22 protein-coding genes are annotated in these 26,113 nt (G+C 62.0%); 16 read left to right on the top strand and 6 right to left on the bottom strand.

Annotated elements, in window-relative coordinates:
• Window positions 1-7 precede the first annotated feature (7 nt).
• From BLT26_RS02860 to BLT26_RS02805, 13 genes are all read left to right on the top strand, one after another.
• Window positions 8-730, top strand: a complete 723-nt coding sequence (locus BLT26_RS02860; protein ID WP_091507917.1) for a beta-ketoacyl-ACP reductase — start codon at window positions 8-10, stop codon at window positions 728-730.
• Between the two features lie 11 nt (window positions 731-741).
• On the top strand, window positions 742-1,530 hold the full coding sequence (locus BLT26_RS02855; RefSeq protein WP_091507913.1) for a WecB/TagA/CpsF family glycosyltransferase: 789 nt from the start codon (window positions 742-744) through the stop codon (window positions 1,528-1,530).
• A gap of 515 nt (window positions 1,531-2,045) precedes the next feature.
• Entirely contained in the window at window positions 2,046-2,408 is a 363-nt protein-coding gene (locus BLT26_RS02850; protein WP_139169361.1) for a VanZ family protein, read from the top strand.
• A gap of 218 nt (window positions 2,409-2,626) precedes the next feature.
• Window positions 2,627-4,033, top strand: coding sequence for an undecaprenyl-phosphate glucose phosphotransferase (locus BLT26_RS02845; RefSeq protein ID WP_139169360.1), 1,407 nt, complete (start codon window positions 2,627-2,629; stop codon window positions 4,031-4,033).
• A 162-nt stretch (window positions 4,034-4,195) separates the two neighbouring features.
• The gene (locus tag BLT26_RS02840; RefSeq protein WP_175453000.1) at window positions 4,196-5,386 is read left to right on the top strand and encodes an outer membrane beta-barrel protein; all 1,191 of its coding nucleotides are present in this window, start codon (window positions 4,196-4,198) and stop codon (window positions 5,384-5,386) included.
• Between the two features lie 46 nt (window positions 5,387-5,432).
• A complete protein-coding gene (locus BLT26_RS02835) occupies window positions 5,433-6,005 on the top strand; it encodes a polysaccharide biosynthesis/export family protein (RefSeq protein ID WP_091508785.1) in 573 nt (190 codons plus the stop codon).
• An 8-nt stretch (window positions 6,006-6,013) separates the two neighbouring features.
• Entirely contained in the window at window positions 6,014-8,293 is a 2,280-nt protein-coding gene (locus BLT26_RS02830) for a GumC family protein (protein WP_091507902.1), read from the top strand.
• Window positions 8,290-9,039 carry a tyrosine-protein phosphatase gene (locus tag BLT26_RS02825; RefSeq protein WP_091507898.1) on the top strand — a complete coding sequence of 250 codons (750 nt, stop codon included), beginning with the start codon at window positions 8,290-8,292 and terminating at the stop codon, window positions 9,037-9,039. The genes BLT26_RS02830 and BLT26_RS02825 overlap by 4 nt, the downstream gene beginning before the upstream one ends.
• Window positions 9,036-9,863: a VpsP family polysaccharide biosynthesis protein gene (locus tag BLT26_RS02820; RefSeq protein ID WP_091507894.1), complete on the top strand. Its 828-nt coding sequence runs from the start codon at window positions 9,036-9,038 to the stop codon at window positions 9,861-9,863. The genes BLT26_RS02825 and BLT26_RS02820 overlap by 4 nt, the downstream gene beginning before the upstream one ends.
• 729 nt (window positions 9,864-10,592) lie before the next feature.
• Window positions 10,593-12,326: an SLC13 family permease gene (locus BLT26_RS02815; protein ID WP_091507890.1), complete on the top strand. Its 1,734-nt coding sequence runs from the start codon at window positions 10,593-10,595 to the stop codon at window positions 12,324-12,326.
• A 345-nt stretch (window positions 12,327-12,671) separates the two neighbouring features.
• Window positions 12,672-14,426, top strand: coding sequence for a DEAD/DEAH box helicase (locus BLT26_RS02810; RefSeq protein WP_091508781.1), 1,755 nt, complete (start codon window positions 12,672-12,674; stop codon window positions 14,424-14,426).
• A 551-nt stretch (window positions 14,427-14,977) separates the two neighbouring features.
• Window positions 14,978-15,169, top strand: coding sequence for a hypothetical protein (locus BLT26_RS16170; protein WP_139169359.1), 192 nt, complete (start codon window positions 14,978-14,980; stop codon window positions 15,167-15,169).
• A gap of 184 nt (window positions 15,170-15,353) precedes the next feature.
• On the top strand, window positions 15,354-15,539 hold the full coding sequence (locus tag BLT26_RS02805) for a hypothetical protein (protein ID WP_091507885.1): 186 nt from the start codon (window positions 15,354-15,356) through the stop codon (window positions 15,537-15,539).
• Between the two features lie 3 nt (window positions 15,540-15,542).
• On the opposite strand, the gene BLT26_RS02800 is transcribed toward BLT26_RS02805, so the two are convergent.
• The 3 genes from BLT26_RS02800 to pepQ all read right to left on the bottom strand — a co-directional run bounded on the left by BLT26_RS02800 (window position 15,543) and on the right by pepQ (window position 20,297).
• Entirely contained in the window at window positions 15,543-16,103 is a 561-nt protein-coding gene (locus BLT26_RS02800; protein ID WP_091507881.1) for a cytochrome b, read from the bottom strand.
• Between the two features lie 538 nt (window positions 16,104-16,641).
• Window positions 16,642-18,687 carry an amidohydrolase family protein gene (locus tag BLT26_RS02795; RefSeq protein WP_091507877.1) on the bottom strand — a complete coding sequence of 682 codons (2,046 nt, stop codon included), beginning with the start codon at window positions 18,685-18,687 and terminating at the stop codon, window positions 16,642-16,644.
• Between the two features lie 299 nt (window positions 18,688-18,986).
• On the bottom strand, window positions 18,987-20,297 hold the full coding sequence (gene pepQ / locus BLT26_RS02790; RefSeq protein WP_091507873.1) for a Xaa-Pro dipeptidase: 1,311 nt from the start codon (window positions 20,295-20,297) through the stop codon (window positions 18,987-18,989).
• 87 nt (window positions 20,298-20,384) lie between these two features.
• Here pepQ and purU point away from each other — a divergent pair, with 87 nt between their 5' ends.
• The 3 genes from purU (at window position 20,385) to BLT26_RS02775 (ending at window position 22,737) form a co-directional block, all read left to right on the top strand.
• Entirely contained in the window at window positions 20,385-21,221 is an 837-nt protein-coding gene (gene purU, locus BLT26_RS02785; protein ID WP_091507870.1) for a formyltetrahydrofolate deformylase, read from the top strand.
• Between the two features lie 46 nt (window positions 21,222-21,267).
• The gene (locus BLT26_RS02780; RefSeq protein WP_091507868.1) at window positions 21,268-21,681 is read left to right on the top strand and encodes a hypothetical protein; all 414 of its coding nucleotides are present in this window, start codon (window positions 21,268-21,270) and stop codon (window positions 21,679-21,681) included.
• A gap of 312 nt (window positions 21,682-21,993) precedes the next feature.
• Entirely contained in the window at window positions 21,994-22,737 is a 744-nt protein-coding gene (locus BLT26_RS02775; RefSeq protein ID WP_091507864.1) for an MHYT domain-containing protein, read from the top strand.
• Window positions 22,738-22,774: 37 nt separating this feature from the next.
• Here BLT26_RS02775 and cysZ read toward each other — a convergent pair whose 3' ends face one another.
• From cysZ to BLT26_RS02760, 3 genes are all read right to left on the bottom strand, one after another.
• On the bottom strand, window positions 22,775-23,614 hold the full coding sequence (cysZ, locus tag BLT26_RS02770; protein ID WP_091507862.1) for a sulfate transporter CysZ: 840 nt from the start codon (window positions 23,612-23,614) through the stop codon (window positions 22,775-22,777).
• Between the two features lie 58 nt (window positions 23,615-23,672).
• Window positions 23,673-23,972, bottom strand: coding sequence for a PA4642 family protein (locus BLT26_RS02765; protein WP_091507860.1), 300 nt, complete (start codon window positions 23,970-23,972; stop codon window positions 23,673-23,675).
• 248 nt (window positions 23,973-24,220) lie between these two features.
• Entirely contained in the window at window positions 24,221-25,909 is a 1,689-nt protein-coding gene (locus BLT26_RS02760; RefSeq protein WP_091507858.1) for an AMP-binding protein, read from the bottom strand.
• Window positions 25,910-26,113: the final 204 nt, after the last annotated feature.

Here is a 26,113-nt window from a genome sequence, read left to right as displayed (position 1 = left end):
GGTAGTAATGTCAGCGGTGGCTCTTGTAACTGGCGGGACGCGTGGAATAGGAAAGGCTATCAGCCTGTATCTTAAGGATTCTGGGTATGAAGTTGTAGCCAGTTATAGGTCTGATGAGGCGGCTGCCTCTCAATTTACGTCAGATTTTGATATCCCAGCTGTAAAGTTTGATGCCTCTAATTTTTTGGAAACAAAAGAAGCTATGCAGGGTATCTCAGAGGAGTTCGGAGATATCGCTATTTTAGTTAATAATGCCGGTATTACGAGAGACTCTTTACTGAAGAAGATGGAGCCATCGGCTTGGCTGGATGTTATCGAGACGGACTTGAATTCAGTGTTTAATACCTGTAGGTCCGTGCTTGACAGCATGGAGCGCCGCGGGTTTGGTCGAATAGTCAATATTGGTTCTATCAATGGTCTTTCAGGTCAGTACGGACAAACAAACTATTCTGCGGCAAAGGCTGGAATTGTCGGATTTACGAAATCTCTCGCTTTAGAAGTGGCGAAGCACGGCATCACTGTAAATTGTGTCGCGCCGGGTTATATAGATACCGATATGATGGCTTCAATTCCCGAAGCTATTCTGAATAAAGTTATCTCTAAGATCCCTGTAGGTCGCCTTGGCTCGCCAAGTGAGGTCGCTCGTGTCGTTGGGTTTTTAATACACGATGAGTCGAGTTTTATTACTGGTGAGACTTTTTCGGTAAACGGCGGTCAATACATGCAATAATCGGGAATACAATGCAACAAAAAGAAATAGAGTTTTTAGATTGTCGCATGCATTGTATGACGATGCGTGAAACTGTGGAACTAATCAAGGAAAGCGTTTCGGCGGGCCTATTTGTTCAGCATGTTGTGGTTAATGTAGCGAAGATGATCAATATGCGAAAAGATCCAGTTCTCGCTGAGTCAGTAACCGCATGCGATATAATCAATATTGATGGAATGGGAGTCGTCTGGGGAGCTCGTTTTTGTGGGCACGACGTGCCCGAGCGAGTTGCCGGTGTGGACCTTTTTCATGAGTTACTTGCCATGGCGGCACGAAGTGGCTTACCTGTCTACCTGCTTGGTGCACGTGAAGAAGTTGTATCCAAGGTGGCTGAAAAAGTCGGTTGTGATAACCCTGACTTGATAGTGGCGGGCTATCACCATGGCTATTTCTGGGATGATGAGCGGGCTGTAGTCGACAAGATACGCGCTTCGGGTGCAAAGCTGCTTTTTGTAGCAATAACCTCACCCAAAAAAGAGAACTTCATTAACAAATGGCGGGATGAGCTTGGGGCGAATTTCGTCATGGGGGTCGGCGGTACTTTCGATGTGGTCGCGGGGAAAGTCAAACGTGCTCCCAAATGGATGCAAGGCGCCGGACTGGAGTGGCTGTATCGCGTACTCCAAGAGCCGCGCCGTATGTGGAAACGTTACCTAGTAACCAATGCCCAGTTCGCGTGGTTGTTGTTACGTGAAAAAGTCTGCCAGCTGAGAAATGGCGCTAACTCAGGTGAGTCTGGTGTCAGTGAAGTGAAGAAATAGATGATTAAAAAGAGTCCCTGGTGATCGAGAACCGCGGATGACATCGTGCGGCTGGAGGATCAGTATTCGCGGGTTTGATTCATGTCCCAAGGCATTCTGCGGATGTCGCTCTCCCCAAATGTCTGCGCTTACTGATGGTTCCGTGAGACTGGATCCCGGCCTACGCCGGGATGACGGCCCAGCGGGATGACGACACCGGGGTTGGTGTTTATTTCCTGGGGTGCTCCGGATAAATGTGATATCCGGTACTTTCTGAGCTTACTGATGGCCTCGCGGGACTGGATCCAGGCGTGAGCTTCGCTGCTCTGACGAGTCGCCGGGGCGCAGGCCCAGCGGGATGACGAGAGTGGTTTAAGTGCGTTGCTCGTCATGCCGGCGTAGGCCGGCATCCAGTTACCACTGTGGCAGGGGATGGCTCCGGTAGCCTGGATACCGAATCGAGTCCGACGTGTCGCATTGGCGTAATGCGCTGTAATCAAAAAGCTCTGTGGAGCTGTTCGCTGGAGTGGTAGGGCGTGTTACAAACCTTGTTCCGGGTTTCTTTTTTATTGGTGCTGGCTGCAGCGCTTTACGCGGGCCTGAAAGCGCAGCCGGTTCCGCAGGTGGTTTCCCATTTTGACCTGATATTGCATTTCGGGGCCTTTGCAACCTTGAGTGTCTTATGGGTGCTGGGTTTCCCGCGGCGCTGGTGGCTGCCAGGCCTGACTTTCCTGCTTTTTCTGGGTGCTGGTATTGAGCTGTGGCAGGGCTGGGCGCTGCCGGGACGTACGGCTTCACTGGTGGACATGGCCGCGAATGCCTCGGGGGTGGCCGCGGGTTTTGTGCTCGCGCTTTTATTCCGGGTAATAGATAGGGTGAATTTTCGCCACAAGAATTAAAAGTTGTACTGGGGTGCAGTTTTTTGCGATCAGGTTTGTTTTAATAATTTGATCCTCGTCACATTTATGGCAGTATCACGTTCCCGATAAGAGCCCGCAAGGGCTGAAAATAATTTGGGGGCAGCGGTGGGGACCGCTGCAAGGCCGGCCTGGGGAGGCCGGGTTTTTGGGAACATTTTTGGGGAAATCCTTTTTTCGGGGTTTATTAGGGGGATGCTGTGACACAGGGGTTGATTCGCAGCCACCAGAGTAGCCTGGCGGCCCTGTACCGCCTTTTGGATGCGGTACTGATCCTGTCCATGCTGGCTTTCTGGTGCGTCTATTTTGGCCAGCCTTTATCCACCGACTGGCTGGTGGTGGGTCTGCTGGGCGCTGTCCTGTTTGCTTTTTTTGCCGAATCCGTCGAGCTCTACCGCTCCTGGCGGGCGGACACCTACGCCCATATGCTGGGCCTGACGCTGGCGGCCTGGGCCGCAGTATGTGCGTGCCTGCTGGTGCTCGGTTACTTCTCCAAGGAGGGCGTGAGCTACTCCCGCCTGGTGATCGGTAGCTGGTTTGTCTCCACGCTCTTCCTGCTCTCGGCCTGGCGCTACGTCTTCCGCCGCCTGCTGTTTTTCCTGCGCTCCCGCGACCACAACACTCGCACAGCGGTGGTCCTGGGCGTTACCGAAGCTGGCGCCAAGCTGGCCCGCGATATGGCCGCGGCGCCGCACCACGGTATTCGCGTGGGCGGATTCTATCGGGTGCAGGGTTCGAATTGCTGTGGCGAGGCGGCGGACAAGGCCGGCCTGCCGGTTCTTGGTGATGTGCAGGATGCCCTGGCGGCTGCCCGTGCCGGCGAGCTGGACCTGGTGTATATCGCGCTGCCGCTGCGGGAGGAAGAGCGCATTGCGGAAATCCTGCGCGACTTTGCCGACACCACCGCCACGGTGCACCTGGTTACCGACCTGTTCTTCAATAACCTGCTGCATACCCGCTGGTACCACGTGGGTGGCACCAGCCTGCTCAGCCTGTACGACACGCCGATTGAGGGGGTGAATGGCTGGCTCAAGCGTCTTGAGGACCTGGTGCTGTCATCCGTCATTCTTGTACTGATTTCACCGCTGATGCTGCTGATTGCCCTTGGTATCAAGCTGACATCAAAGGGGCCGGTGATCTTCAAGCAGCACCGCTACGGCCTGGACGGGCGTCCCATCAAGGTGTGGAAGTTCCGCTCCATGACCACCCAGGACAACGGCAGCAAGGTCGTGCAGGCCAGCCGCAACGATGCGCGCATCACGCCGTTCGGCCGCTTCCTGCGCCGCACGTCACTGGACGAACTGCCGCAGTTTTTCAATGTGCTGCAGGGGCGCATGTCTATTGTTGGCCCGCGTCCGCACGCGGTGGCCCATAACGAGCAGTACCGCGCACTGGTCGACGGCTACATGCTGCGCCACAAGGTGAAGCCGGGTATTACCGGCTGGGCGCAGGTGAATGGCTGGCGCGGGGAGACGGAAACCGTCGAAAAGATGAGCAAGCGGGTGGAGCACGACCTGCACTACATCCGCAACTGGTCCCTGTGGCTGGACCTGCGCATTGTTTTCATGACGGTTTTCCGTGGTTTTACCGGCAGTAATGCCTATTGAGCAAAAGTTGGCCGGTGAGCATTAAGAATTCATTACGTGCGCTTACATTTGCTGGCCAGTCGGCGGGCAAACTGTTAAATTGCGATGTTAAATTTTGTGACACGTGTCTGTTTTGGGGTTGAACAGAAAACGGACAATTTGGGGAATATTCGGGAAAAAACAATGAACAAATTGAAGTTGTCTGCGGCCATCAGCGTATTGGCCATGTGGGGGGCGGGTAACGCAATGGCAGAGTCGGAGCCCGCGTCGATGGACCTGGGTAACGGCGTGCAGTTTACGCCCACGGTGAACCTGGATTTTGTCCACGACGATAACGTCGCCCTGTCTGACGAGGACCCGATCGAGAGCTGGGCCACCATCCTTACCCCCAGCTTCCTGCTGTCTGCCGAAAACGACAAGTCTGCCTACGCGCTGGGTTACACCCTGTCCACTGGCAAGTACCAGGACAGCGCCGAGGACGACTTTACCGATCACTTCCTGGACGCAGGTGCCGAGTGGCAGTTTAACGCCCGCAACCAACTGGAACTGAGCGGCAGCCTGGCCGACACCCACGAGAAGCGCGGTACCGGTTACTCCCAGGGCTATGGCGAGCTGCTGGACGAGCCGCTCCGCTATAAAGAGGCCGATATCAATGGCCTCTATACCCACGGTACCGATACCGCCAAGGGCAACCTGGAGCTGCAGCTGGGTAAGCGCAGCCGCAATTACGACGAGAGCGAGCTGGACTTTGCCGACCGCGACACTACCTACGCCGTCGGCCGCCTGCTGACTCGCGTGGGCAGCCGCTCCAGCTTCGTGCTGGAAGCGCGCCAGCGCGAGATTGCTTACGATGCCCCGATGATCATCGGCTCGTCGCTGGACAGCAGCGAAACCGACCTGCTGGCGGGCATGGAGTGGCGCGGTTCCGCCATGGTGACCGGTAGTGCCAAGGTAGGCGTACGTCGCAAGAAGTTTGACGAAGCCGGCCGCGACGATTACTCCACTCCCGCCTGGGAAGTGGGCCTGCGCTGGAACCCGCTCAGCTACACCGTGTTCGAGTTCGGTACCGAGCGCCGCTTTGAAGAGCCGCGCGGCACCGGTGACTTCGCCGTGGTGGAAGAGCACAGCATTGCCTGGGGCCACAGCTGGGCCGACCGTTTCTCCACCGAAGTGGCCTACTTCGCTGCCGATACCGACTACGAGGGTATCGACCGCGACGAGACCCGCACCGGTGCCACCCTGGGCTTCAACTACGAGATGCGCCGCTGGCTGACCGTGGAGGCCGAGCTGACCACCTTCGATCGCGAGTCCAATATCGACGGGCTGGAAGCCGACCGCACGCTCACCACCCTTGGTTTCCGCGCCTCACTGTAAGGCTGGATAAGGCGTGGCTCGGAGGTATCAGACCATGAACTTTAAAATGGCATTTTCCAGTCTGGGGCAGGGCGCTTTGCGCTCTGCCTTTTTTGCCTTCTGCGCGCTGGTGCTGGGTGTATTCTCACTGACGGCACAGGCGCAGGAAGAGACAGGGCAGAGCGACTACCGGCTGGGTTCGGGTGACCGCATCCAGATCAAGGTGTATGGCGAGGACGACCTGTCGCTGGAGACCCAGCTTACCGACAGCGGCATGATCAACTACCCCTTCCTGGGGGAGATCCGCGTGACCGGCATGACCGTGGCCCAGCTGGAGGCGCGTATCACCGACGGCCTTAAGCCCGATTACCTGGTCAAGCCGAACGTGCACGTGTCCATCGCGGAGTTCCGCCCGTTCTTTATTAACGGCGAGGTGAAGAAGCCCGGTGGCTATCCCTTCCAGCCCGGCCTGACCGTGGGCAAGGCTGCGGCGCTGGCCGAGGGCTTCACCGAGCGGGCCTCGGAGTCCAAGATTTTTGTGGTGCGCAGTGACGACCCCAGCCAGACGCCGGTAAAAGTCGACCTGAACACCCTGTTGCGCCCGGGTGACATTGTCACCGTGGAGCAGAGCTTTTTCTGAGGTAAACCATGAACGCTCAGCAAGAAAACCTTAACCAGGAGCGCTTACTTCAGGAAGAAGTCATCGATTTACGCCAGTACATCCGCATTGTCGACCGCTTCAAGTGGCGCATTGCGGCACTGGCAGTAGCCGTGGCCATGCTCACCGCGATGGTGGTATTTGCCATGACGCCCCGCTACCAGGCCACCGCCACGCTGATGATCGAGGCGGAGCAGGCCAAGGCGCTTTCGATCGAGGAGGTCTACGGCCTCGATTCCACCCGCAAGGAATATTTCCTCACCCAGTTCGAGATCCTCAAGTCGCGCCGCATTGCCCGCCGCGTGGTGGAGCGCCTGGACCTGGCCAGCCACCCGCTGTTCGACCCGGCCCAGCAGGAACCTTCATTCAAGGAGCAGGTAAAAAGCTGGCTGCCGTTCCTGGCCCAGCCGGAGATGCTGTCCGAAGAGGAGCAGCGCGAGCTGGAGCTGGAGGAAGTGACCACTGCCGTCAGCGAGAACCTGACCATCTCCCCGGTGCGCAACACCCAGCTGGTGAAGATCACTTTCGAGTCCGAGTCCCCGGAGCTGGCGGCGAAGGTGGCCAATACCGTGGCTGAGGTGTTTATCGAGAGCCACCTGGAAGCCAAGATGGAGGTTACCCAGCAGGCCACTTCCTGGCTGAACGAGCGGCTCGAGGGCCTGCGAATAAAGCTGGAGAATTCCGAGGCGAAACTGCAGGCGTTCCAGGAAGCCGAGAACCTCGTGGACGTTGAGGGCGTGCAGGGGCTGGCGGCACAGGAGCTGAACCAGATCACCGAGCAGCTCACCGACGTGCGCCGCGAGCGCAAGCAGGCCGAGAGTATCTACCAGCTGGTGCAGGAGCGCGGCACTGACATCGTCGCCCTGGCCAACCTGCCGGAAGTGCTTAACCACCAGGTGATCCAGAACGTGAAGCAGGCCGAGACCGAGGCCTCGCGCAAGGTATCCGAGCTGGCACAGCGCTACGGGCCCAAGCACCCGAAGATGATCGCTGCCCGGGACGAGCTGGCCGCGGTGCGCAACAGCCTGCGCGGCGAGGTGCGCCAGCTGATTGCCGGTATCGAGAACGACTACCGCACCGCGCAGGCCAACGAGCGCGCGCTGGAGCAAGAACTGGCCGAGGCCAAGCGGGACTACCAGAAGGTGAGCCGCAAGGAGACCCGCTACAACGAGCTGAAGCGCGAGGTGGATGTAAACCGTCAGCTGTACAACGCCTTCCTGACACGTTTCAAGGAAACCAGCGAGACCTCTGATTTCGAGGCCGCCAACGCGCGCCTGACCGACCCGGCCATTGCGCCGCGGCATCCGGCCAAGCCCAAGAAAAAGTTGATTGTGGCACTGGCATTCGTGGTGGCCGCCATGTTTGGCGTGATGCTGGCCTTCCTGGTGGAGGCGCTGAATGACGGTATCCGCAACCCGGACGACGTGGAGAACAAGCTGCGCCAGCGCATGATCGGCCTGCTGCCCTGGGTGGAGCGGGACCAGGACGAGCGCCTGAGCTTGGGCACCTTCTTCGATCGCGACCAGCACCAGTTTGCCGAGGCGGTGCGCACCCTGCGGACCAGCCTGGTGCTCTCACATCTGGAGAAGCCGGCCAAAGTTATCTCCGTGACCTCGTCCGTGCCCGGTGAGGGCAAGACCACCGTGGCGGAGAACCTGGGCTTTGCCCTGGCGCAGATGGAAAAGGTACTGCTGGTGGATGCGGACATGCGCCGTCCGTCGGTGGGCAAGGATTTCGGGTTGCCGGTTTACCACCCGGGCCTGTCCAACCTGATTGCCGGCAGTAACGAGCTGGCCGAGTGCATCCACCACGATGAGAAGAGCGGCATGGATGTAATGCCGGCCGGGGCCGTACCGCCGAACCCGCAGGAGCTTTTGAGCTCGCCGCGCTTTGCCAAGGCGCTGCAGGTACTGGCGGACAAGTACGACCGCGTGATCCTGGATACCGCGCCCGCGCAGGTGGTGAGCGATGCGTTGGTGGTATCCCGCGTGGCCGATTCCATGCTGTATGTGGTGAAGGCCGACAGCACCCGCGAGAAGATGATCAACACCGGCATCGGTCGCCTGCTGCAGGTGGGCGCCAAACTGGACGGCGTGGTGCTGAACCAGGTGGATACCTCCTCCAAGGCCAGCTATTACGGCGACTACTACGGTTACGAGGGTGAGTACGCCTACAGTGCCACGCCCGCGCCCGCCGACGCGGTAGCCGCCGGCAAGCCTGTAAGCAAGTCGGATAGCAATAAAGAGAAAGACGACCTGGAAGTGGCATGATCGACCTCCACTGCCACCTGCTGCCGGGCATCGATGACGGTGCCCGGGACCTGGACCAGGCCCTGCGCCTGGCCCGCATGGCGGTGGACGACGGCATTACCCACTGCGTGGCCACGCCCCATATCCATCCCGGCCGCTGGGACAATTCCCTCGACAATATTTCTGCAGTTTTCCGCGAATTCCGCGCGGCGCTGGAAGGCGCCGGCATTCCCCTGCAGCTGGGCATGGCGGCGGAGATCCGCCTGTCGGAGGAAATCCTCACCATGGTGGCTTCCGGGCGCGTGCCCTTCCTGGGCCGCTGGGAGGGCGACCGGGTGCTGCTGCTGGAACTGCCCCACAGCCATATCCCGCCCGGTGTTGAACAGCTGATCCGCTGGCTGCAGAAGCAGGGCATTCGCCCGATGATCGCGCACCCGGAGCGCAACAAGGATGTGCTGCGTGACTTCGCCAAGGTATTGCCGTTGGCGCGCCTCGGCTGCCTGTTCCAGGTGACCGCCGGCGCGGTGGCCGGGGATTTTGGCGAGGGCCCGATGCAGCGTGCGCATGAGCTGTTGCAGCAAAACCTTGTGACCATCCTGGCCACCGATGCCCACCACGAGGTGCGTCGGCCGCCCGTGCTGGAAAAGGGGCGCCGCGCGGCGGAAGCCGTGGTGGGCGAGTCGGTATCCTGGGAGCTGGTGCGCCACAATCCCGGGCGCATTGCCGCCAGCCATTTCGTGATTGCCAGCCATGACCGCCAACCATGACCTCCGATACAGCACCTGAAGTTTCCCGTAGGCGCCGGCGCCGCCGCTCGCGCAAGCGCGCCGGTTTCGGGGCACGCGTCATTGGTGCCCTTCGTTTCTGGGAAAAAGAATGGTTCCGCCGCGCCACCCGCACGCGCCTGGCAATGACTGCCGGGCTGCTGGTGCTGCTGGGTGTGCTCGCCTGGCACGCCGCCTCCCTGGGCCTGGCGCACCTGCAAGTGCTGCGGGTTGAGAACAGCCTGGCGCACTGGACGAAGCAGGGCAGGGCGCCTTCGGCTTCCTCTTTGCAGCAGGCGTTTGCGGCCATCGACCGTGCCATAGCCCTGCACCCGGATAACCCCTACCAGCTGACCCTGAGGGCACGCCTGCTTGGCTGGCGGGCCTTTGCCAGTGCCGGTGAGGAATTTCCCCGCGCCGAATACGAGCAGGCACTGGCACTCTACCGCCGCGCCGCCGCCCTGCGCCCGCTCTGGCCGGAGAGCTGGGCGGAGATGGTGGATGTGAAGCTGAACCTGGGTGAGGTGGACGGGGAGCTGGAGCGTTTCCTCGAGCGTGCTGACACCCTCGGCCCCTATACCCCTGCCGTGCACATCGCCACCGTGCGGGCGGGTTTTGCGCAATTGCAACGTTATCCATTCCAGAATCCTCCGTTGCTGGAGAAGCACCTGTTGCGTGGGCTGCAAGATCCTCGCAGCCGTCGACAGGTTTTGGGGCTGGTGGAGCAATACGAGCAGCAGGCCTACACCTGTCGCCTGTTGGCGCGCATTGCGCGCGAAGAGGGCGAGTCATCCGTCCCGAAGCTCTCCTTCTGCCGTAAGGGTTGAGTTACGGGGGCGGTACCTTCCCGGTAAAGACAATTGTTAATTTTCTCGCTGTGCCTGCCTTTCCGGAAACGCCGGGCCCGGGCCCGGCTGCGGGCCTATGGCCCGCACTGGATTCCGGCGTGAGCTTCGCTGCTCTGACGAGTCGCCGGAGTGCCGGCCCAGCGGAATGACGACCTCATGTATTTGCCTCTTGCCGGGCGGAATCGCGGCCATGGGCCGAGCGCGGCCCGACCGCTCCTACGGGAGAGGATCGAATCCAACCACTGTCGTCATCCCGGCGAAGGCCGGGATCCAGTATGGAGGTTGGTGACGCGCCGGGAGTGACGTATGACAGTATGCCGGCCAAGAACCACCGGGGTGTCGCGGCCAGCGGCCGAGCGCGGCCCGGCCGCTCCTACGGGAAGGGCAGCTATCCCGTCGCCTCGTCGCCATCCCGCTGTCACCCCGCCGGACCATCTTCCGCTAAGTCGTCATCCTGCCAGCTCATCGCTCCCCCGGCTCGTCATCCCGGGAGGAGGTGGGCGAAGCTCCGGGGGGCCGCGGCCAGCGGCCGAGCGCGGCCCGACCGCTCCTACATGATGTGGTTGCGATGTGACAGGTGGGCCGGATCGCGCCTGTTGAGACAGGCGTATCGGCAACAGGTTGCAGGTTTGGCATAATCGGCGGCGTTCATAGACGTATAAGAAAATAATCCTTCACCCATGCCCTGCGGACCGGCACACTAGCCTGATGAATTTGCCCCAGTTTTTTGTTGCCGGAATCTTCCTGGCGGTTGTCACCGCGCTGGTATTTACCCGTGCTCGCCCGTCGCTGGTGTTTGCCACTGCCGCCGGCGTCTGCTTCCTGGGAGGGCTGGTGCCGGCGGAGTCAGTGTTGCAGAAGGCGGTGAACCCCGGCCTGGTGACGCTGGTGGCGCTGCTGCTGGCTTCGGTGGGGCTGGAAAAGGCGCGCTGGCTGCGGGCCTTCTCGGAGGGGCTGATCAACGGCTCACTTAAGAGCAGCCTGGCGCGGCTGACGGCGGCCACCGCGCTCAGCTCGGCATTCCTGAATAACACCGCCGTGGTGGCGGCGCTGGCCTCCAGCGTGAAGTCCCAGCGGCGCTACCCTGCGGCAAAACTCCTGCTGCCGCTTTCCTACGCGGCCATCCTTGGCGGCACCCTGACCCTGATCGGTACTTCCACCAACCTGATCGTGAACAGTTTTGTGCTGGACCGCGGCCTGCCGGGCCTGGATTTTTTCGCCTTTCTGCCGGTGGGGCTGGCGGCGACGGGTGTGGGGCTGGTGGTGCTGATGCTGTGCAACCGGCTGCTGCCAGATGGCGGGGCGGTGGAGGAGCCGGTGACCAACTACCTGCTGGAGGCAGAGGTGATCCCCGACTCGCCGCTGGACGGCAACTCGGTGGAACAGAACAACCTGCGCCAGCTGGAGACACTCTACCTGATTGAGATAGTCCGCAACGGCCAGTCGATCAGCCCCGTGGCACCGACGGAGGTTGTGCGCAGCGGCGACAAGCTGATTTTCAGTGGCGATGTGCGCGACCTGGACCGGTTGCAGGCGATAGAGGGGCTGCGTCTTTTCGCGCTGGAAGACAAGAAACTGCAGCTGGACCTGACGGAAGTGGTGCTCACGCCCAGTTCCAGCATCATTGGTGAAACCCTGAAGAGCTGCCAGTTCCGCACCCGTTTCGATGCCGCAGTGGTGGCCATGCGCCGCGGCGGTGACCGGCTGTCGGGCAAGCTGGGCGAGATTGAGCTGCGCGCGGGCGACTCCCTGCTGCTGGCGGTGGGGCCGGACTTCAAGCACCACCGCAATATCGACAAGAACTTTTATGTCATCAGCGGCCAGCAGTTGCAACGCCAGCTGTCCCGGCGCGACAGCTGGCTGGTGGGGCTGGGCTTTGCCGGCGTGGTGGCGGGCGCCGCGCTGGGTATCTTCACACTGCTCAAGGGGCTGGTGGTCCTATTGGGCGGCATGATTGCCCTCAAGATCGTTTCCACCAGCGAGCTTCAGCGGCGTTTCCCGTTCCAGATCTGGCTGATCATCGCCAGCGCGCTGGTGCTGGCCGAGGCTTTTGCCGGCAGCGGCCTGGCCGATTCACTGGCGAGCGGCCTGCGCGGTACGGTGGCCGGCGCCGGGCCCTATGTGGGGCTGGTGGGGGTTTTCCTGCTGACCCTGGCCCTGACCGAGCTGATGACCAACAACGCCGCCGCCGCCCTGGCATTCCCGCTGGCCTGGAGCCTGGCGGAGAGTTTCGGAGTGAGCTGGATGCCGTTCGTGATGGCGGTGGCCTACGGTGCCAGCGCCAGCTTCCTGACGCCGTTTGGCTACCAGACCAACCTGATGGTGCAGAACCTGGGCGGCTACCATCTGCGCGACTTCTTCCGCGCCGGCCTGCCGCTGGCCATTGCCTACTCGATCACCGTGCTGGCCCTGCTGCCGCTGGTGTTCCCCTTCACCCCCTGACGTTTGCCGTCTTTGGTAGGAGCGGTCGGGCCGCGCTCGGCCGTTGGCTGCGCCCCCCTGCGGAGCTGAGCAAAAAATATACTGATCTGTCCCCCCGACTCTGTTAGACTGCGCGGCCTTCTGTCCCCCGGCCCGTTTGCCGCGGCTGGAGACGGGACATTAGCCTCATTGGGTAACAGACCTCCTCGCCAAAGGCCCCTGTACTGCGTTGAACGAGCTTGAAGATAGCGGGTGCTGTCAGTGGGCTTATTCGCCTGCCCAGCAATGTGCGGCTGTGAGCTATGGTGTATCCAGCGGATACCCGGCCACGCCTGGCCTCCTGTATAGATTCAAGTGAACTCCGAAATGACCGATACCCCCAAGCCGATTGGCTTTGACCAGCTGGACCTGCCGTCCGAGATCCTCTCTGCCGTGCAGACGCTGGGCTACGAAACCCCGTCCCCCATCCAGGCGCAGACGATTCCGTCCCTGCTGGCGGGACACGACGTGCTGGGCCAGGCCCAGACCGGCACCGGCAAGACCGCTGCCTTCGCGCTGCCGCTGCTGGCGCAGCTGGACCTGAAAAACCGCCGTCCGCAGGCGCTGGTGCTGGCACCCACGCGGGAGCTGGCCATCCAGGTGGCCGAGGCCTGCCAGTCCTACGCCCAGAACCTGAAGGGCTTCCATGTGGCGCCCATCTACGGCGGCGCCGATTACCGCGGCCAGATTAAGCAGCTCCAGCGCGGCGTGCAGCTGGTGGTGGGCACTCCCGGCCGGGTCATGGACCATATGCGCCGTGGCAGCCTGGACCTCTCCAACCTGAAGACGCTGGTGCTGGACGAGGCCGACGAGATGCTGCGCATGGGCTTCATCGACGACGTGCAGTGGGTGCTGGAGCAGCTGCCGAAGGAGCGCCAGATCGCGCTCTTCTCCGCCACCATGCCGAAGGAGATCGCGCGCATCGCCCGCGAGCACCTGCGCGACCCGGTGGAGGTGAAGATCCGCGTCAAGACCGAGACCGCCGAAACCATCCGCCAGCGCTTCTGGCCGGTAGGCGGCCTGCACAAGCTGGACGCGCTGACCCGTATCCTCGAGGCAGAGCCGGTGGACGCCACCATCATCTTCGTGCGCACCAAGAACAGCACCGTGGAGCTGGCCGACAAGCTGGCGGCGCGCGGCTTCGCCAGCTCGGCGCTGAACGGCGATATGGCGCAGAACCTGCGCGAGGCCGTGATCGATAAGCTGAAGAAGGGCAAGCTTGATATCGTGGTGGCTACCGACGTGGCCGCACGCGGCCTGGACGTGGCGCGCATCAGCCACGTGATCAACTACGACATCCCCTACGACACCGAGTCTTATATCCACCGCATCGGGCGCACCGGCCGTGCCGGCCGCGAGGGCGATGCCATCCTGTTCGTGGCCCCGCGCGAGCGGCGCATGCTGCGCTCGATCGAGCGGGCTACCAAGAAGCCCATCGAGCAGCTGGAACTGCCCAGCGCCGCGGCGGTGAACGACGCGCGCATGCAGCGCTTCCGCGACCGCATCACCGCCACCATGGAGGGCGGTGTCGACCTGGCACCCTACCGCCAGCTGGTGGAGCAGTACCTGGAAGCGAATGATTCCGACCCCCTCGACGTGGCTGCCGCGTTGGCCGCCATGGCCCAGGGCGACCAGCCGCTGTTCGTCAAGGAGCAGGAATTCAAGCCCCGCGAGAAACGCGAGCGTCGCGAGCGCGACGACGAACCCCGCGGACGCAAGCAGGGCGGTTACGACAAGGACAAGAAGATGCCGCCGCCCGACGAGGGCATGGAGCGTTACCGCATCGAGGTGGGCCGCGAGGCGGGCGTAAAGCCCGGCAATATCGTTGGCGCGATCTCCAACGAGGTGGACCTGGAGAGTTCCTATATCGGCCGTATCGAGATCTACCCCGAGTACACCACCGTCGACCTGCCCGAGGGCATGCCGAAGGAAATCTTCAATCACCTGAAGAAAGTACGCGTGGTCGGCAAGCCGATGAATATCTCCCGCCTGGCAGACAGCGCCGGCAAGCCGCCGCAGGGCAAGCGCAAGCCCAAGGCCGGTCCCAAGCCGGGTGCCAAGCCGCGTAAGAAAGCGCAGTAACCCACCCCTTCTGCAGGCGCGGCCCCGGTCGCGCCTGTGTTATTTCCCTCCTCCTATACCAATCCTGCTTTTACCAGGTTAATTGGGCCAGCCTACCTGGACCAATCCACCTTGCCGGGCATCTGGAACTTCGCCCAGATGCGTGGGTGTTCACGGCCATGGGCCGGGCGCGCCCCGACCGCTCCTGCAAGGTTTTTTTCGCACGGCCTGACCGGCGTCGCCATGCTCCTGTCTCTGGCGTAAGCCCCGCTCAGCAATCCCTGGCTCACGCCCGTAACGTAAGAAAAATTGGGCTTAATCCGAGCGGCTAAAATTATTTCCCGATTTTATTTTACTCCTTATTTTCTTACTGGCTGAGTGCTGTGATTCAGGTCTCGCATTGGCTGGTTGCTGTTGTATTTTGTGCAGCCGGCAATTGCCTCGCGAGGTAAGGGTGATTACATTTTTCCTGCACCTGGGCAGGTGTAAAGGCCGTAACGGACAACCCGGTATTTCCGGCTCTTTGGTGGTTGAGCAGGTGCTACTGCAGAAACCAATAAGAGGATAAGGATATGAAAGAACTGAAGGAAAGCGAACTTGAGCTGGTCAGCGGAGGCCTCCCGTTTGTCCTTGGGCCAGCACTTAGTCTGGCAGTCAGCGTCGGGACGAGGTTTGTGACGAGCCAGCTTGTACGTCACTATGCCAGCAGTGCATCGATAGCCTATGGCACTTATGACCTTGCAAAGAGTTTAGATCGGGACTGATCGGGAAAACTCAGCAATTTCTATGACCAACCTGGCGTAAGTCGGGTTGGTCGCGGTTCGGCTGAATGGAATAGCTGCGATGGTAGAAACGACTGAAGTGCGCCCATGTCCGGGCTGTGGGGAGCGGGCTATTGCTACTGCAGAGCTTGCCGGCGGCACTCATTGTCGTGCCTGTGGCGGGGCAGTGGAAATCAGTGTCTTGTATTCCGTGGCCCTGAGCCTGGTGCTGTTGCTGCTACTGAAGTTCTTTATTGTTCGTGGGGACCTGGTAATAGCTGCGGGGATACTCGCCTTGATGGTGGTGAGATGGCTGCACCTGGACCGGTTTGATGCGCGTTACCTTCCGCTGGTAACCGCGCATCATCGGTGAGATTCAGGAGCCCTGGCTGTTACGTCCCCACGGCAGCATATGGCGCAGGGTTGCGTCGCCCTTGCCGAAGTGGTGCCACAGTGCGCCCGCGATATGCAGAACCAGCAGGCCGAGGAAGGTGTTCCAGATCAGTTCCTTGTGGAAGAACTCCAGCTGCTCGGCGATGCCTTCGTTTTCTTGTACCAAAGCGGGGATCCTGAACAGCCAGAAAACCAGGGTCTCGTCGCCCTCGAACTGGCGCATGGCCAGGCCGGTGATGGGCATGGCGAGCATGACGACATACATCAGTCCCTCCACCGACAGCGAGACCTTGCGCTGCCAGCGGCCACCGTACAGCTGCGGGCGCGGATGGGCGGTGCGGCCATAGATCCTGGCAAGTACAAGCAGCAGGATGGTCAGGCCGATGGAGAAATGCAGGACCATCCACCAGCTGCGCATGGGATCGCCGCGCTGGTAACTCTCATGCAGTTCCACCGAGCCCCAGGCGCACAGGAACAGTATCGCGATCAGCCAGTGCAGGCTCCTGCTGAGGGGGTGCCAGCGCTCGGGAATTGAAGTAGCCATGTTCCATCTCCCATTTTCCAATTGCTACCGTCCTTGAGGTTACCCCATTTCTTGCGACAGGGAATAGTGCTGGACGCGGGGACCACTCTTTTCTCCCCAAAAATTGTTTATCTATATTGTTTTGTCGCGCGAATGAGTGCGCGTCTTATTTACGCTTGTGTTAATACCGTATTAGCGTTGCGGTAGTTGGGGGAAGTGGGAGTGCACGGAGATTGATGAGCGAGCGGAAAGCTCGCAAACCCCAGCTAACTCGGCATGCCGGCGCAGGCCGGCATCCAGAACTACCGAGGGCCGAAGCGCTGCCTCTTTGCTGGATAGCAAAAGGGGCGCGGGTGGTGCCGTGCCGCCGCCGGAGCCCTGGGGCTCCTGGATGCCGGCCTGCGCCGGCATGACGACTCATGGGGTTCTGGTGGTTGAGAGGTGATTGCTGGCCCTGCTCACGCCGCTGGCGCGGACCGCCGGGGCCCGGGGGAGGAGCCCAGCTGGGGGCGCGAATCCCGGGACTAGCCCGGGACCGCGATTTACAGATTTCTCGGACTCAGTTGGTGGCCACGTCCACCCGGCCGTTCAGCTTTACGGGTACCGACTCGTGGAAGGGCTTGATGCCCAGTGCGCGGTAGAGCTCATCCGGCCGGTACAGGTTCTGCCCTTCGATGACCAGCGCGGTGCGGCGCAGTGCGCTGATGTCCTCCAGCGGGTTGCCGTCGAGCAGTATCAGGTCGGCATCCTTGCCCACGGAAATGGTGCCGGTGCTATTCAGCTTGCCCACCACCTTTGCCGGCTGCACTGTCGCCGTGCGCAGCACGTCGGCGTTGGGAATGCCCGCCTTGGCGTAGAGCTCCAGTTCGCGCAACAGGGTAAAGCCCGGCAGGCCGTCGGTACCGGCAACCATGGGCACCTTGTGCTCGTGCAGCTTGCGCACCATCTTGAGCAGCGCTTCGGCAGACATGTCGTAGTCGTCGCGGTGTTCCGGCTTTACGTCTAGCTCGGCACCGATAAACTGCCGGCGTACGTTGATGGGCAGGTGATCGACGATATTCGCGAACTCCGGGTCCAGCTTGCCGGGCTCTCGCAGCAGCATGGAGCTGAACACGGTGGTAGTGGTATCCACCACGATGCCCTTGCTGGCGAGCTTGTCGAGGAATGCGCCCACTTCCGGGCTTTCAAGGTCCAGCTCGTGGGCATGCTCACCCAACTCGGTGAAGCGCAGTTTCTTGCGGGTATCGATCGAGCCCATGAAGTTCAGGAACAGCATGTTGATATGCTGGATCTCGTCGAAGCCCGCATCCACCGCTTCCTCGGCGGTCATGAAGGCCGGGATATGCCCGGACAGGCGCATGCCGCGACTGTGTATATGCTTCGCCAGCGGCGCCATCCATTCCGGCTCCATGGAGCTGTAGGTCTTGATCTGCATATAGCCGCGCTCGGCATACCAGTCGACGATCTCCTTGGCGTGCTCCAGGCTGGTGGCGGTCTTGCCCATGCGCATGGCGTTCTCGCTTTCGCGATCCATAAAGCCTGCGCGATACACGTCGCCACCGATTACCTTACCGGATTCGTACAGCTGCTCGATGCGCATGATGGTGTCATGGGGATTGCCGATGTCGCGCACATTGATCACGCCGGCGGCCATGTTCAGCGTGCCATCCGTGGGGGAGAGGTGCGCGTGCATATCCCACAGCCCCGGCATCAGGGTCATGCCGCTGGCGTCGATGTGGGTGATACCCGGCTTGCGAATGGGTGAGTTGCTGATGCGGGTGATCTTGCCGTTTTCGATCAGCAGGTAGCGCTGCTCCATCAGCTTGCCCGCCTCCACGTCGACCAGGTTGACGTTGCTGAGCAGGATCGGGGTCTCGGAGCGCAGGGTGTGCTCGGCCGACAGCGTCTCCAGGTAGTCATCCGCTGCGCTTATCTGCCGCTCCCGCATCTGCTCCAGGTGTGACCTGTCCCAGCCCTTGCGCAAAATGGCGAACCAGCCGCCCTCGTCCTGGCCGAACAGGTTGCCCTCTTTGTCAAACCAGCCCAGGTGCGGCGTGAGGCCGAGGCCGGAAACGGCGTAGAGATAGATGGTCTGCTTGCGGTCGCCCTCGGTCAGGGTCAGTTGGTCCAGCTCGCTGAGCCTGGCCTGGCCCTGGGGCAGCAGGTCGATGGTGCGGTCATCGTCGGCCAGCAGAGCCTTCACCAGCTGCGACTGGATGCCCAGCGTGGTGCTCTTGGGCACATAGAATTGCGGGCCCGAGGACTTGGCGCTGCCCCGCTCGTCGGTGCTGCTCCACTTGGCCACGCCATCCTCCAGCGAGAAGCGCTCGTTCACCGGGGCGCCGAATGGGCTGATGCCCTCGATATGCAGTTGCTCGGGCATCTCCCCGGCGCCGACGGTGAAGGTCTCGTCCAGGTTCAGGCGGCGGTTGTTCCAGCCCAGCTTGAGTTGCCCGGATACCTTGTTGCCGTCCTGCTCGATTGTCTCGGTACCGGCGATGCCCTCCTTGTCGTAGAAGACATATTCGATGGTATCCGCGTGCAGGTGGCTCGCAGCGCCGAGGAGGGCGGCCGCGAGCAACGCGGGAATGGCAGGCATTTTCATGGCTTAAGTCCTTTTGTTTTTATTAACCGGCCCAGATTGAAAGTTTTTCACGTTCAAGGCAAGGATTTGCGATTAACGCCCTGTTTTTAGGGGTGAATGCGATAATTTGTTCCTGTTTTGCGGGGCGCTGGTCCGGGGCCTGGCCAGTGGAGCGTGCGGATGAGCAGGTTGCAGGCAAAAAGAGAGGAGCTGGCGGGTCGCGAGGTGAAGTGAGGCGTGAAACGAGCGAGAGGGGGAGGGCTCACGGGAGACCGGGGCAGACATGCCGCCCCGGCTCGCTCCGTCGCCAGGCAGGACCTTTAGCCGCCGAAACAGTCCCGGGTCATGTTCTCCACCCGATCGGAATGCACGATGACATTGTCCTCGATGCGCACGCCGCCGAAGGGGCGCAGCTGCTCCACTTTGTCCCAGTGCACCTCGCCGGCCAGCTGGCCGTCTTTCAGGTCCGCCAGCAGGCTGTCGATAAAGTACAGGCCCGGCTCGATGGTAAATACCTGGTTTTCCTCCACGGTGCGGGTGGTGCGCAGGAAGGGGAACTGCTCCGGCGGCGGGGTGGTGCCGCCGGCGGGCGCGCTCTGGTGGCCGCCCACGTCGTGCACCTGCAGCCCGAGGAAGTGGCCCAGGCCGTGGGGCATGAAGGTTCCGGTGAGCCCGGATTCCACGGCGTTCTCCGGGGCGGCCTTGATGACGCCGAACTGCTGCAACAGCTCGCCCACTTTCAGGTGGCACTCGCGGTGCAGGTCGGGGTAGGGCACCCCGGGCTTCAGGCCGGCCACCAGTTCCTGTTCCTTCTCGTGCATGGCTGCCACCAGCTCGGCGAGCTCGCCGTCGCGGTAGGCGTAGGTGCGGGTGATATCGGCACAGTAGCCATGGCAGTCGGCACCGGCATCGATCAGGAAGCTGCGACGCTCGGCCTCCGGCAGGTGCCGGGTGGACAGGTGGGTGTAGTGCAGAATGGCCGCGTGCTCGTTGAGGCCGACGATGTTGCCATAGGGCATCTGGTTCTCGCCCTGGCCGGCAGCCTGCAGGTAGGCCAGGTTGATCTCGAACTCGCTGGCGCCGCCGCGGAAGGCCGCCTCGGCGGCGCGGTGGGCATCCACTGCGATGCGGTTGGCCTTGCGCAGGCAGGCCATTTCGTAGGGGGTCTTGTAGGCGCGCGCCCAGTGCAGGCGGGCCAGCAGCTCATCGGGGTTGGGCGTGCCCAGGTCCCAGCCATCCAGGCCGTCGCTCTCGCCGATAAAGGCCGCGTTGTCGCCGCTCAGGAACTGCCGCGCTTCGTCGGGCTTGGCCAGCAGCTCGATATCGTACTCGTCGCTCCAGAAGGTCCGGGGTGCCGGCGGCACGTAATGCCAGAAATCCACGGGGCGGTAGAACAGCAGCCTGGGCTTCTGGCCGCGGCGGTAGATGACCCAGCTGTGCGGGTTGTCGGTAACCGGTACCAGCGCCTTGAACTGCGGGTTGACGCGGAAGGGGTAATAGTTGTCGTCCAGGAACTGCACTTTGGGGCGGCCGCTCAGCACGTTCAGCGTGTCGAAACCGGTCTGCTCCAGGATTTCGTCATAGCGCTGGCGCAGCGTGGCCATATGCTCGGCGTACAGTTGTTTGTCCATTGTTCCCCCTGGCTGGTTCTGGGTGTGATTCGGGATAAGCGCTTAGTGTATAGTCTCTGGACCGGATATTTGGCCTGAATTTCGCCCATGGAAAAGAAGATACTGCTAACCGACTGCCCCGACGACAAGGGGTTGATCGCCAAAATCACCAACATCTGTTACAAGCACCAGCTCAATATCATCAAGAACGACGAGTTTGTCGATCGCGAGCAGGGGCGCTTCTTCATGCGCACCGCGCTGGAGGGCAACTTCAATGATGATACGCTGCTGGAGGACCTGGACATGGCCCTGCCGCCGGGCGCCGAGCGGCGACTGGTGAGCAGCGCCCGCAAGCGCCTGGTGCTGATGGTTACCCGCGAGCCCCACTGCCTGGGCGATATCCTGATGAAGTGCTACGCCGGCGCGCTGGACGTGGAGATCGCCGCGGTGATCGGCAACCACCCGGACCTGGCCCCGCTGGTGGAAAAATTCGCTATCCCGTTCCACTGCCTGCCCGCCGACGGGCTGGAGCGCGAGCAGCACGAGGAGCAGGTGGTACAGCTGGTGGATAGCTACGAGCCGGATTACCTGGTGCTGGCCAAGTATATGCGGGTGCTGACCCCGGCTTTTGTGGCTCGCTACCGCGGGCGCATCATCAACATCCACCACTCTTTCCTGCCCGCCTTTATCGGTGCGCGACCCTACCAGCAGGCCTACGAGCGCGGGGTCAAGATCATCGGCGCAACCGCGCACTTTGTCACCGATGACCTGGACGAGGGGCCGATCATCGAGCAGGACGTCATCCACGTGGACCATGCCTACTCGGCCGATAGCATGGCGGCCGCCGGCCGCGACGTAGAGAAGTCGGTCCTGAGTCGCGCCCTGCAGCTGGTGTTGCAGGAGCGGGTTTTCATTCATGGCCACAAGACGGTAGTCTTTAAGTGAACGCCCTAGGTGGGGCAGGCGGATTCACTCTACCGGGATCGACGCAATGAATAACAAGAAAATCCTGTCGCACCTCATGCTGCCGGTATTGCCGCTGCTTCTGGCCGCGTGTACCAGCTCGCCGTCACTGCCGGTGCCAGGCCTGAAGGAGAGCTTCCATACCGAGATCGCCGCCAACGGGGCAAAGCGCTTCACTTATTCGCTGGAGATCCAGCGTCCTGATTTCCCAGAGCCCGTGACGAGCAGCAGCGTGAACCGCACCCGTATCTCCCAGGCGGGAATGGTGCAACAACGCCCCCGTGTGCGGCCGCTGAGCGACCGCTTGCGCTTTAACCGTATGCTGCGCCAGAAGCTGACTGAGACCGGTTTCTGCCGCGATGGCTTCCTCGAGCTGGAGCGCACCGAGCACGCATACGGTGGTGAGGTACGCGGCGAGTGCCGTGACGGCGCCGGCGGTTGAGGGCCGGTTGAATTAACCCCGCCGTCCCGGCGCCAGCGCGCCGGGGAACGCCCCTCGCGGCCAGCGGCCGAGCGCGGCCCGACCGCTCCTACATGCAAACCCGATTCCCCCTACCCGATTTCTCCTAGTAGGAACGGCCCGGCGCAATCGCGGCCATGGGCCGAGCGCGCCCGGACCGCTCCTACGGGAAAATCCGATCTTTCTCCCGGTCCCAGTGTGATCTGCTTCACGCTGCTTGCCGTAGTGCCCATGCATACGCGGTCCGATTCGTCCGGGCCGCTCCTGCACAACCGATAACAAAGGTGGGTACGCATGTCCCCGGAATACGATCTCTCCCTCGTGGCATTGTCTTATGTAATTTCCGCGCTCGGTTCCTTCGCCGCGCTGCAGCTGGTCACAGCCATCCCAGAGGCTGTCACTGGCGATGACCGGCGCCGGGCGATCCTGGTGGCGGGGCTCGCCATGGGCGGCGGCGCCATCTGGTCCATGCACTTCGTCGGCATGCTGGCGCTGCAGACGGAAATGTCCATGGCCTACGATGTTGCGGGCACCCTGGGTTCGGTGCTGGTGGCCGTGGCCGCCTGTACCCTGGGGCTCGCCATTGTCGGCACCGGCATCTTCAGCTTCGACCGGCTGCTGCCGGCGTCGGTATTTATGGGGGCCGGGGTGGCAGGTATGCACTACTCGGGTATGGAGGCCATGCTGATGCCGGCGCGTATCGAGTACGACCTCAATATCATGATCATTTCTGTGGTGATTGCCGTGGTGGTGGCCTACGCCGCCCTGTGGATGGCGTTCCAGATGCGCGGCCACTGGCAGAAAATTGCCAGCGCCCTCGTGATGGGGGTAGCGGTGTGCGGCATGCACTATACGGGTATGGCTGCCGCGGAATACCGGATGACCGGCGCTACTCCCGCGGCGGGCTTCGCCGGTGCGATCGATGCCGAGCACCTGGGGCTGGTAGCCGGGCTGGTGACCCTGGCGGTGCTGCTCTCCAGCCTGGCGGCAGCGCGCTGGTACCGGCGTCGTCTGCTGACGATGGTTGCCGGCCACTGATCCTGCTGTTACGCGGAATGTGGCGGCCGGCGCCGGTTCAGGTGGACTGGTCCGTGAGCACCCGGCCCGCACCCGGGTCGCCGTGGCGACGGAGGCGGTCAACCCAGAGCACGGTGCCGCCGGCCACCGCCGCCGGCATGACAAAGATATTCAGCACCGGCACCATCTTGGCCAGCATCACCGCACCGCCGAAGCTGAGGCTGGTGAGCTTGCGCCGCGCCAGTACGCCTTTCAGTTCGGCAAACGGCCGCTGGTGGTTATCCAGGGGGTAGTCCACGTACTGGATGGCCATGCACCAGGCACCCCAGAGGCCGCCGAGGATCGCGGGAATGAAGACCGTCCAGCTGGTGAGTATGACAATGAAGAAAATCACCAGGCCCCAGCCGATAAAGTACATCAGCTTGCGCAGTTCGCGCCCCACGGTGCGCCACACCATGCGCAGTATCGGTTCCTGGGGAGGCGCCTGGCCGGTGAGCAGCTCCTCGACTTTTTCTGCCAGGAAACCGTTGAAGGGCGCGGCGATAATGTTGGTAATGATGCCGAACAGGTAGCCGTACACGAAGAGGAACAGGATCACCACGGCGATAGCGATCAGCCACGCCAGCCACTCGAACACATTCGCCGCCCAGGCGGCGCCGCCGGCGATGATCGCCCGCCACCAGGACATGTTTTCCGTATCCACCGGTGTGTGCGAAAGCAGGCTGCGCAGGTAGTCGACCAGGCCGCCGACCTGCGACAGCATGATCGCCGTGAGGGCGACAAACAGCACCAGGTTGATCAGCAGGGGAATGATGATGAAGGGCCGCAGTTCGCGCCGCGTCAGCAGCCTGGCTCCCTGGACCAGTGCATCTACACCGTGCGTGGGGTTGGATGTCATCGGGGTTCTCCGTTATGCCCGTGTGGTTCGCCCTGCGCTATAGCGTAGCGGGAAACAGTCAGTCCCGTGCGCCGGCTTCACGCAGGATATGTGCGTACTCTTCACTCTGGCGATGCTCGGCAACCTTCTTCAGCAGGGTCTTGCCCTCGGGGCCGACACTGTCCAGGTTGCGTCCCTGTTCCAGGAACAGCCGCACGAAAGTCGCGAAGTTTTCTGCCTTCATGCCGCGGTAGGCGCGCTCCAGCAGGTAGAAGTCCCGCTCTACACCCGCGGGCGGCTCGCCCTCCAGGAAACCGGCGATGCGCTCCTCATCGAAGACTTCTCCCAGGACTTTCTGCTTGTCTTTCTTCAGGCTCACAATTTCTTCCTTTCTGTATCAGGCAGTTAATTCGTAAGTTGGAGGAGCGGCTGGCAATTCTTTCCGACTGCACGCGGGCATATCCCGCTGGGCCGGCATCCCGCTGGGCCGGCATCCCGCTGGGCCGGCATCCCGGCATCCGGTGGCTGGCGCACCGGTGGTGCTCTTCCGGGGCAGTATTGTACGCAGGCAGGGAAGGGATGTCCCCCGGGCGTGCCCGGGGGGAGGGAAGCGTTTGCTTTCCGGCGTCAGGCGTCGAGACCCAGTTCCTCGATGGAAATCTCGCGCATGCGGAATTTCTGCACCTTGCCGGTGACAGTCATCGGGAAACTCTCGGTGAACCTGAAGTAGCGGGGAATCTTGAAGTGGGTGATCTTGCCCCGGCAGAACTCCCGCAATTCCTCCTCGGTGACTTCGCCGGCATCGCTACGCAGCTGGACCCAGGCCACCAGCTCTTCGCCATACTTCTTGTCGGGCACCCCGGTCACCTGCACATCGGCGATGGCCGGGTGGGTGTAGAGGAATTCTTCCACTTCCTTCGGGTAGATGTTCTCTCCACCGCGGATCACCATGTCCTTGATGCGGCCGACGATCTGGATGTAGCCGTCCTCGTCCATGGTGGCCAGGTCGCCGGTGTGCATCCAGTGGTCTTCGTCGATGGCGGCGCGGGTGGCCTCCTCGTTGTTCCAGTAGCCCAGCATCACGCTGTAGCCGCGGGTACACAGTTCGCCCACCTCGCCGCGCGGCAGGATTTCGCCATTGGTGGGGTCGATAACCTTCGACTCCAGGTGCGGCTGGGTGCGGCCCACGGTGGTGACCCGCTTGTCGAAGGGATCGTCGGCGGCGGTCTGGGTGGAGACCGGGCTGGTCTCGGTCATGCCGTAGGCGATCTGCACGTCCTGCATATGCATCCGGTTATTGACCGCCTTCATCACCTCGGCCGGGCAGATGGAGCCCGCCATGATGCCGGTGCGCAGTGAGCTGAGGTCATAACTGGCGAAGTCCGGCTGGTCCAGCTCGGCGATGAACATGGTGGGCACGCCGTAGAGCGCGGTGGCACGCTCCTCGGCCACGGTTTCCAGCACCGCGCCGGGCTCGAAGGCCTCGCCGGGGTAGATCATGGTGGCGCCGTGGGTAACGCAGCCCAGGTTGCCCATCACCATGCCGAAGCAGTGGTATAGGGGCACCGGGATTACCAGCCGGTCCCGCTCGGTAAGGCGCATGCTCTCGGCAACCATGAAGCCGTTGTTGAGAATATTGCGGTGGGACAGGGTGGCGCCCTTGGGGAAGCCGGTGGTGCCGGAGGTGTACTGGATATTGATCGGGTCCCGGCAATCCAGCGAAGACTGTACCCCGGCGAGCGCGGCGGCGTCGGTATGGCGGGCCTCTTCCAGCAGGTCGGCCCAGCGCCACATGCCGTCGTATTTGCCCTCGGCCAGGTTCACCACCGTCTGCAGGTGCGGCAGCTTGCCGGACTGCAGCTGGCCCTTGCCGGAGGTTTTCAGTTCCGGCGCCAGCTCATAGAGCATGGCGGTGTAGTCCGAGGTCTTGAAACGCTCGGCGATCACCAGCATGCGGGGCTGCGAGTGGTTGAGGGCGTATTCGAGCTCGTGCAGGCGGTAGGAGGGATTGATGTTGACCAGGATGGCGCCGATCTTGGCGGTGGCGAACTGCAGGGTGGTCCACTGGGCGTTGTTGGGTGACCAGATGCCGATGCGGTCACCCCTGGTGATGCCGAGGGAGAGCAGGGCGCGCGCGCAGGTATCCACCTGCTGCTGGAACTCACGGTAGGTCCAGCGGATACCCTGGTGGCGGACGACCAGGGCCTCGTTGTCCGGGAAGCGCGCGGCGATCTCGTCGAGCTTGTCGCCGATGGTCATCTCGATCAGCGGCGGGTGGGTCTCTCCGCGGGTATGGCTGGGGAGCCTGTCGTTCATCGCTGGTACCTCTGCTTATTATCGTAATGTGGGGTTTGTTATCGATTACTGACCCTAACTTTCGTGACTCATGTCCCCTTTGTCCAGTAGCCATTAGTCGAATAGTGGGGTGCAACGGGGTGGGGGTGATCGCGGCCATGGGCCGCGAGAAACGGGAGGCCCCGCACCGATACGACACAGGCGGCCGGCAGTCGCGGCCAGCGG

It is taken from the genome of Microbulbifer yueqingensis (genome assembly GCF_900100355.1).
GTDB classification, from domain to species: Bacteria; Pseudomonadota; Gammaproteobacteria; order Pseudomonadales; family Cellvibrionaceae; genus Microbulbifer; species Microbulbifer yueqingensis.
The sequence above is the reverse complement of the archived record's forward strand: the minus strand, read 5'-3'. Positions and strand labels throughout refer to the sequence as shown.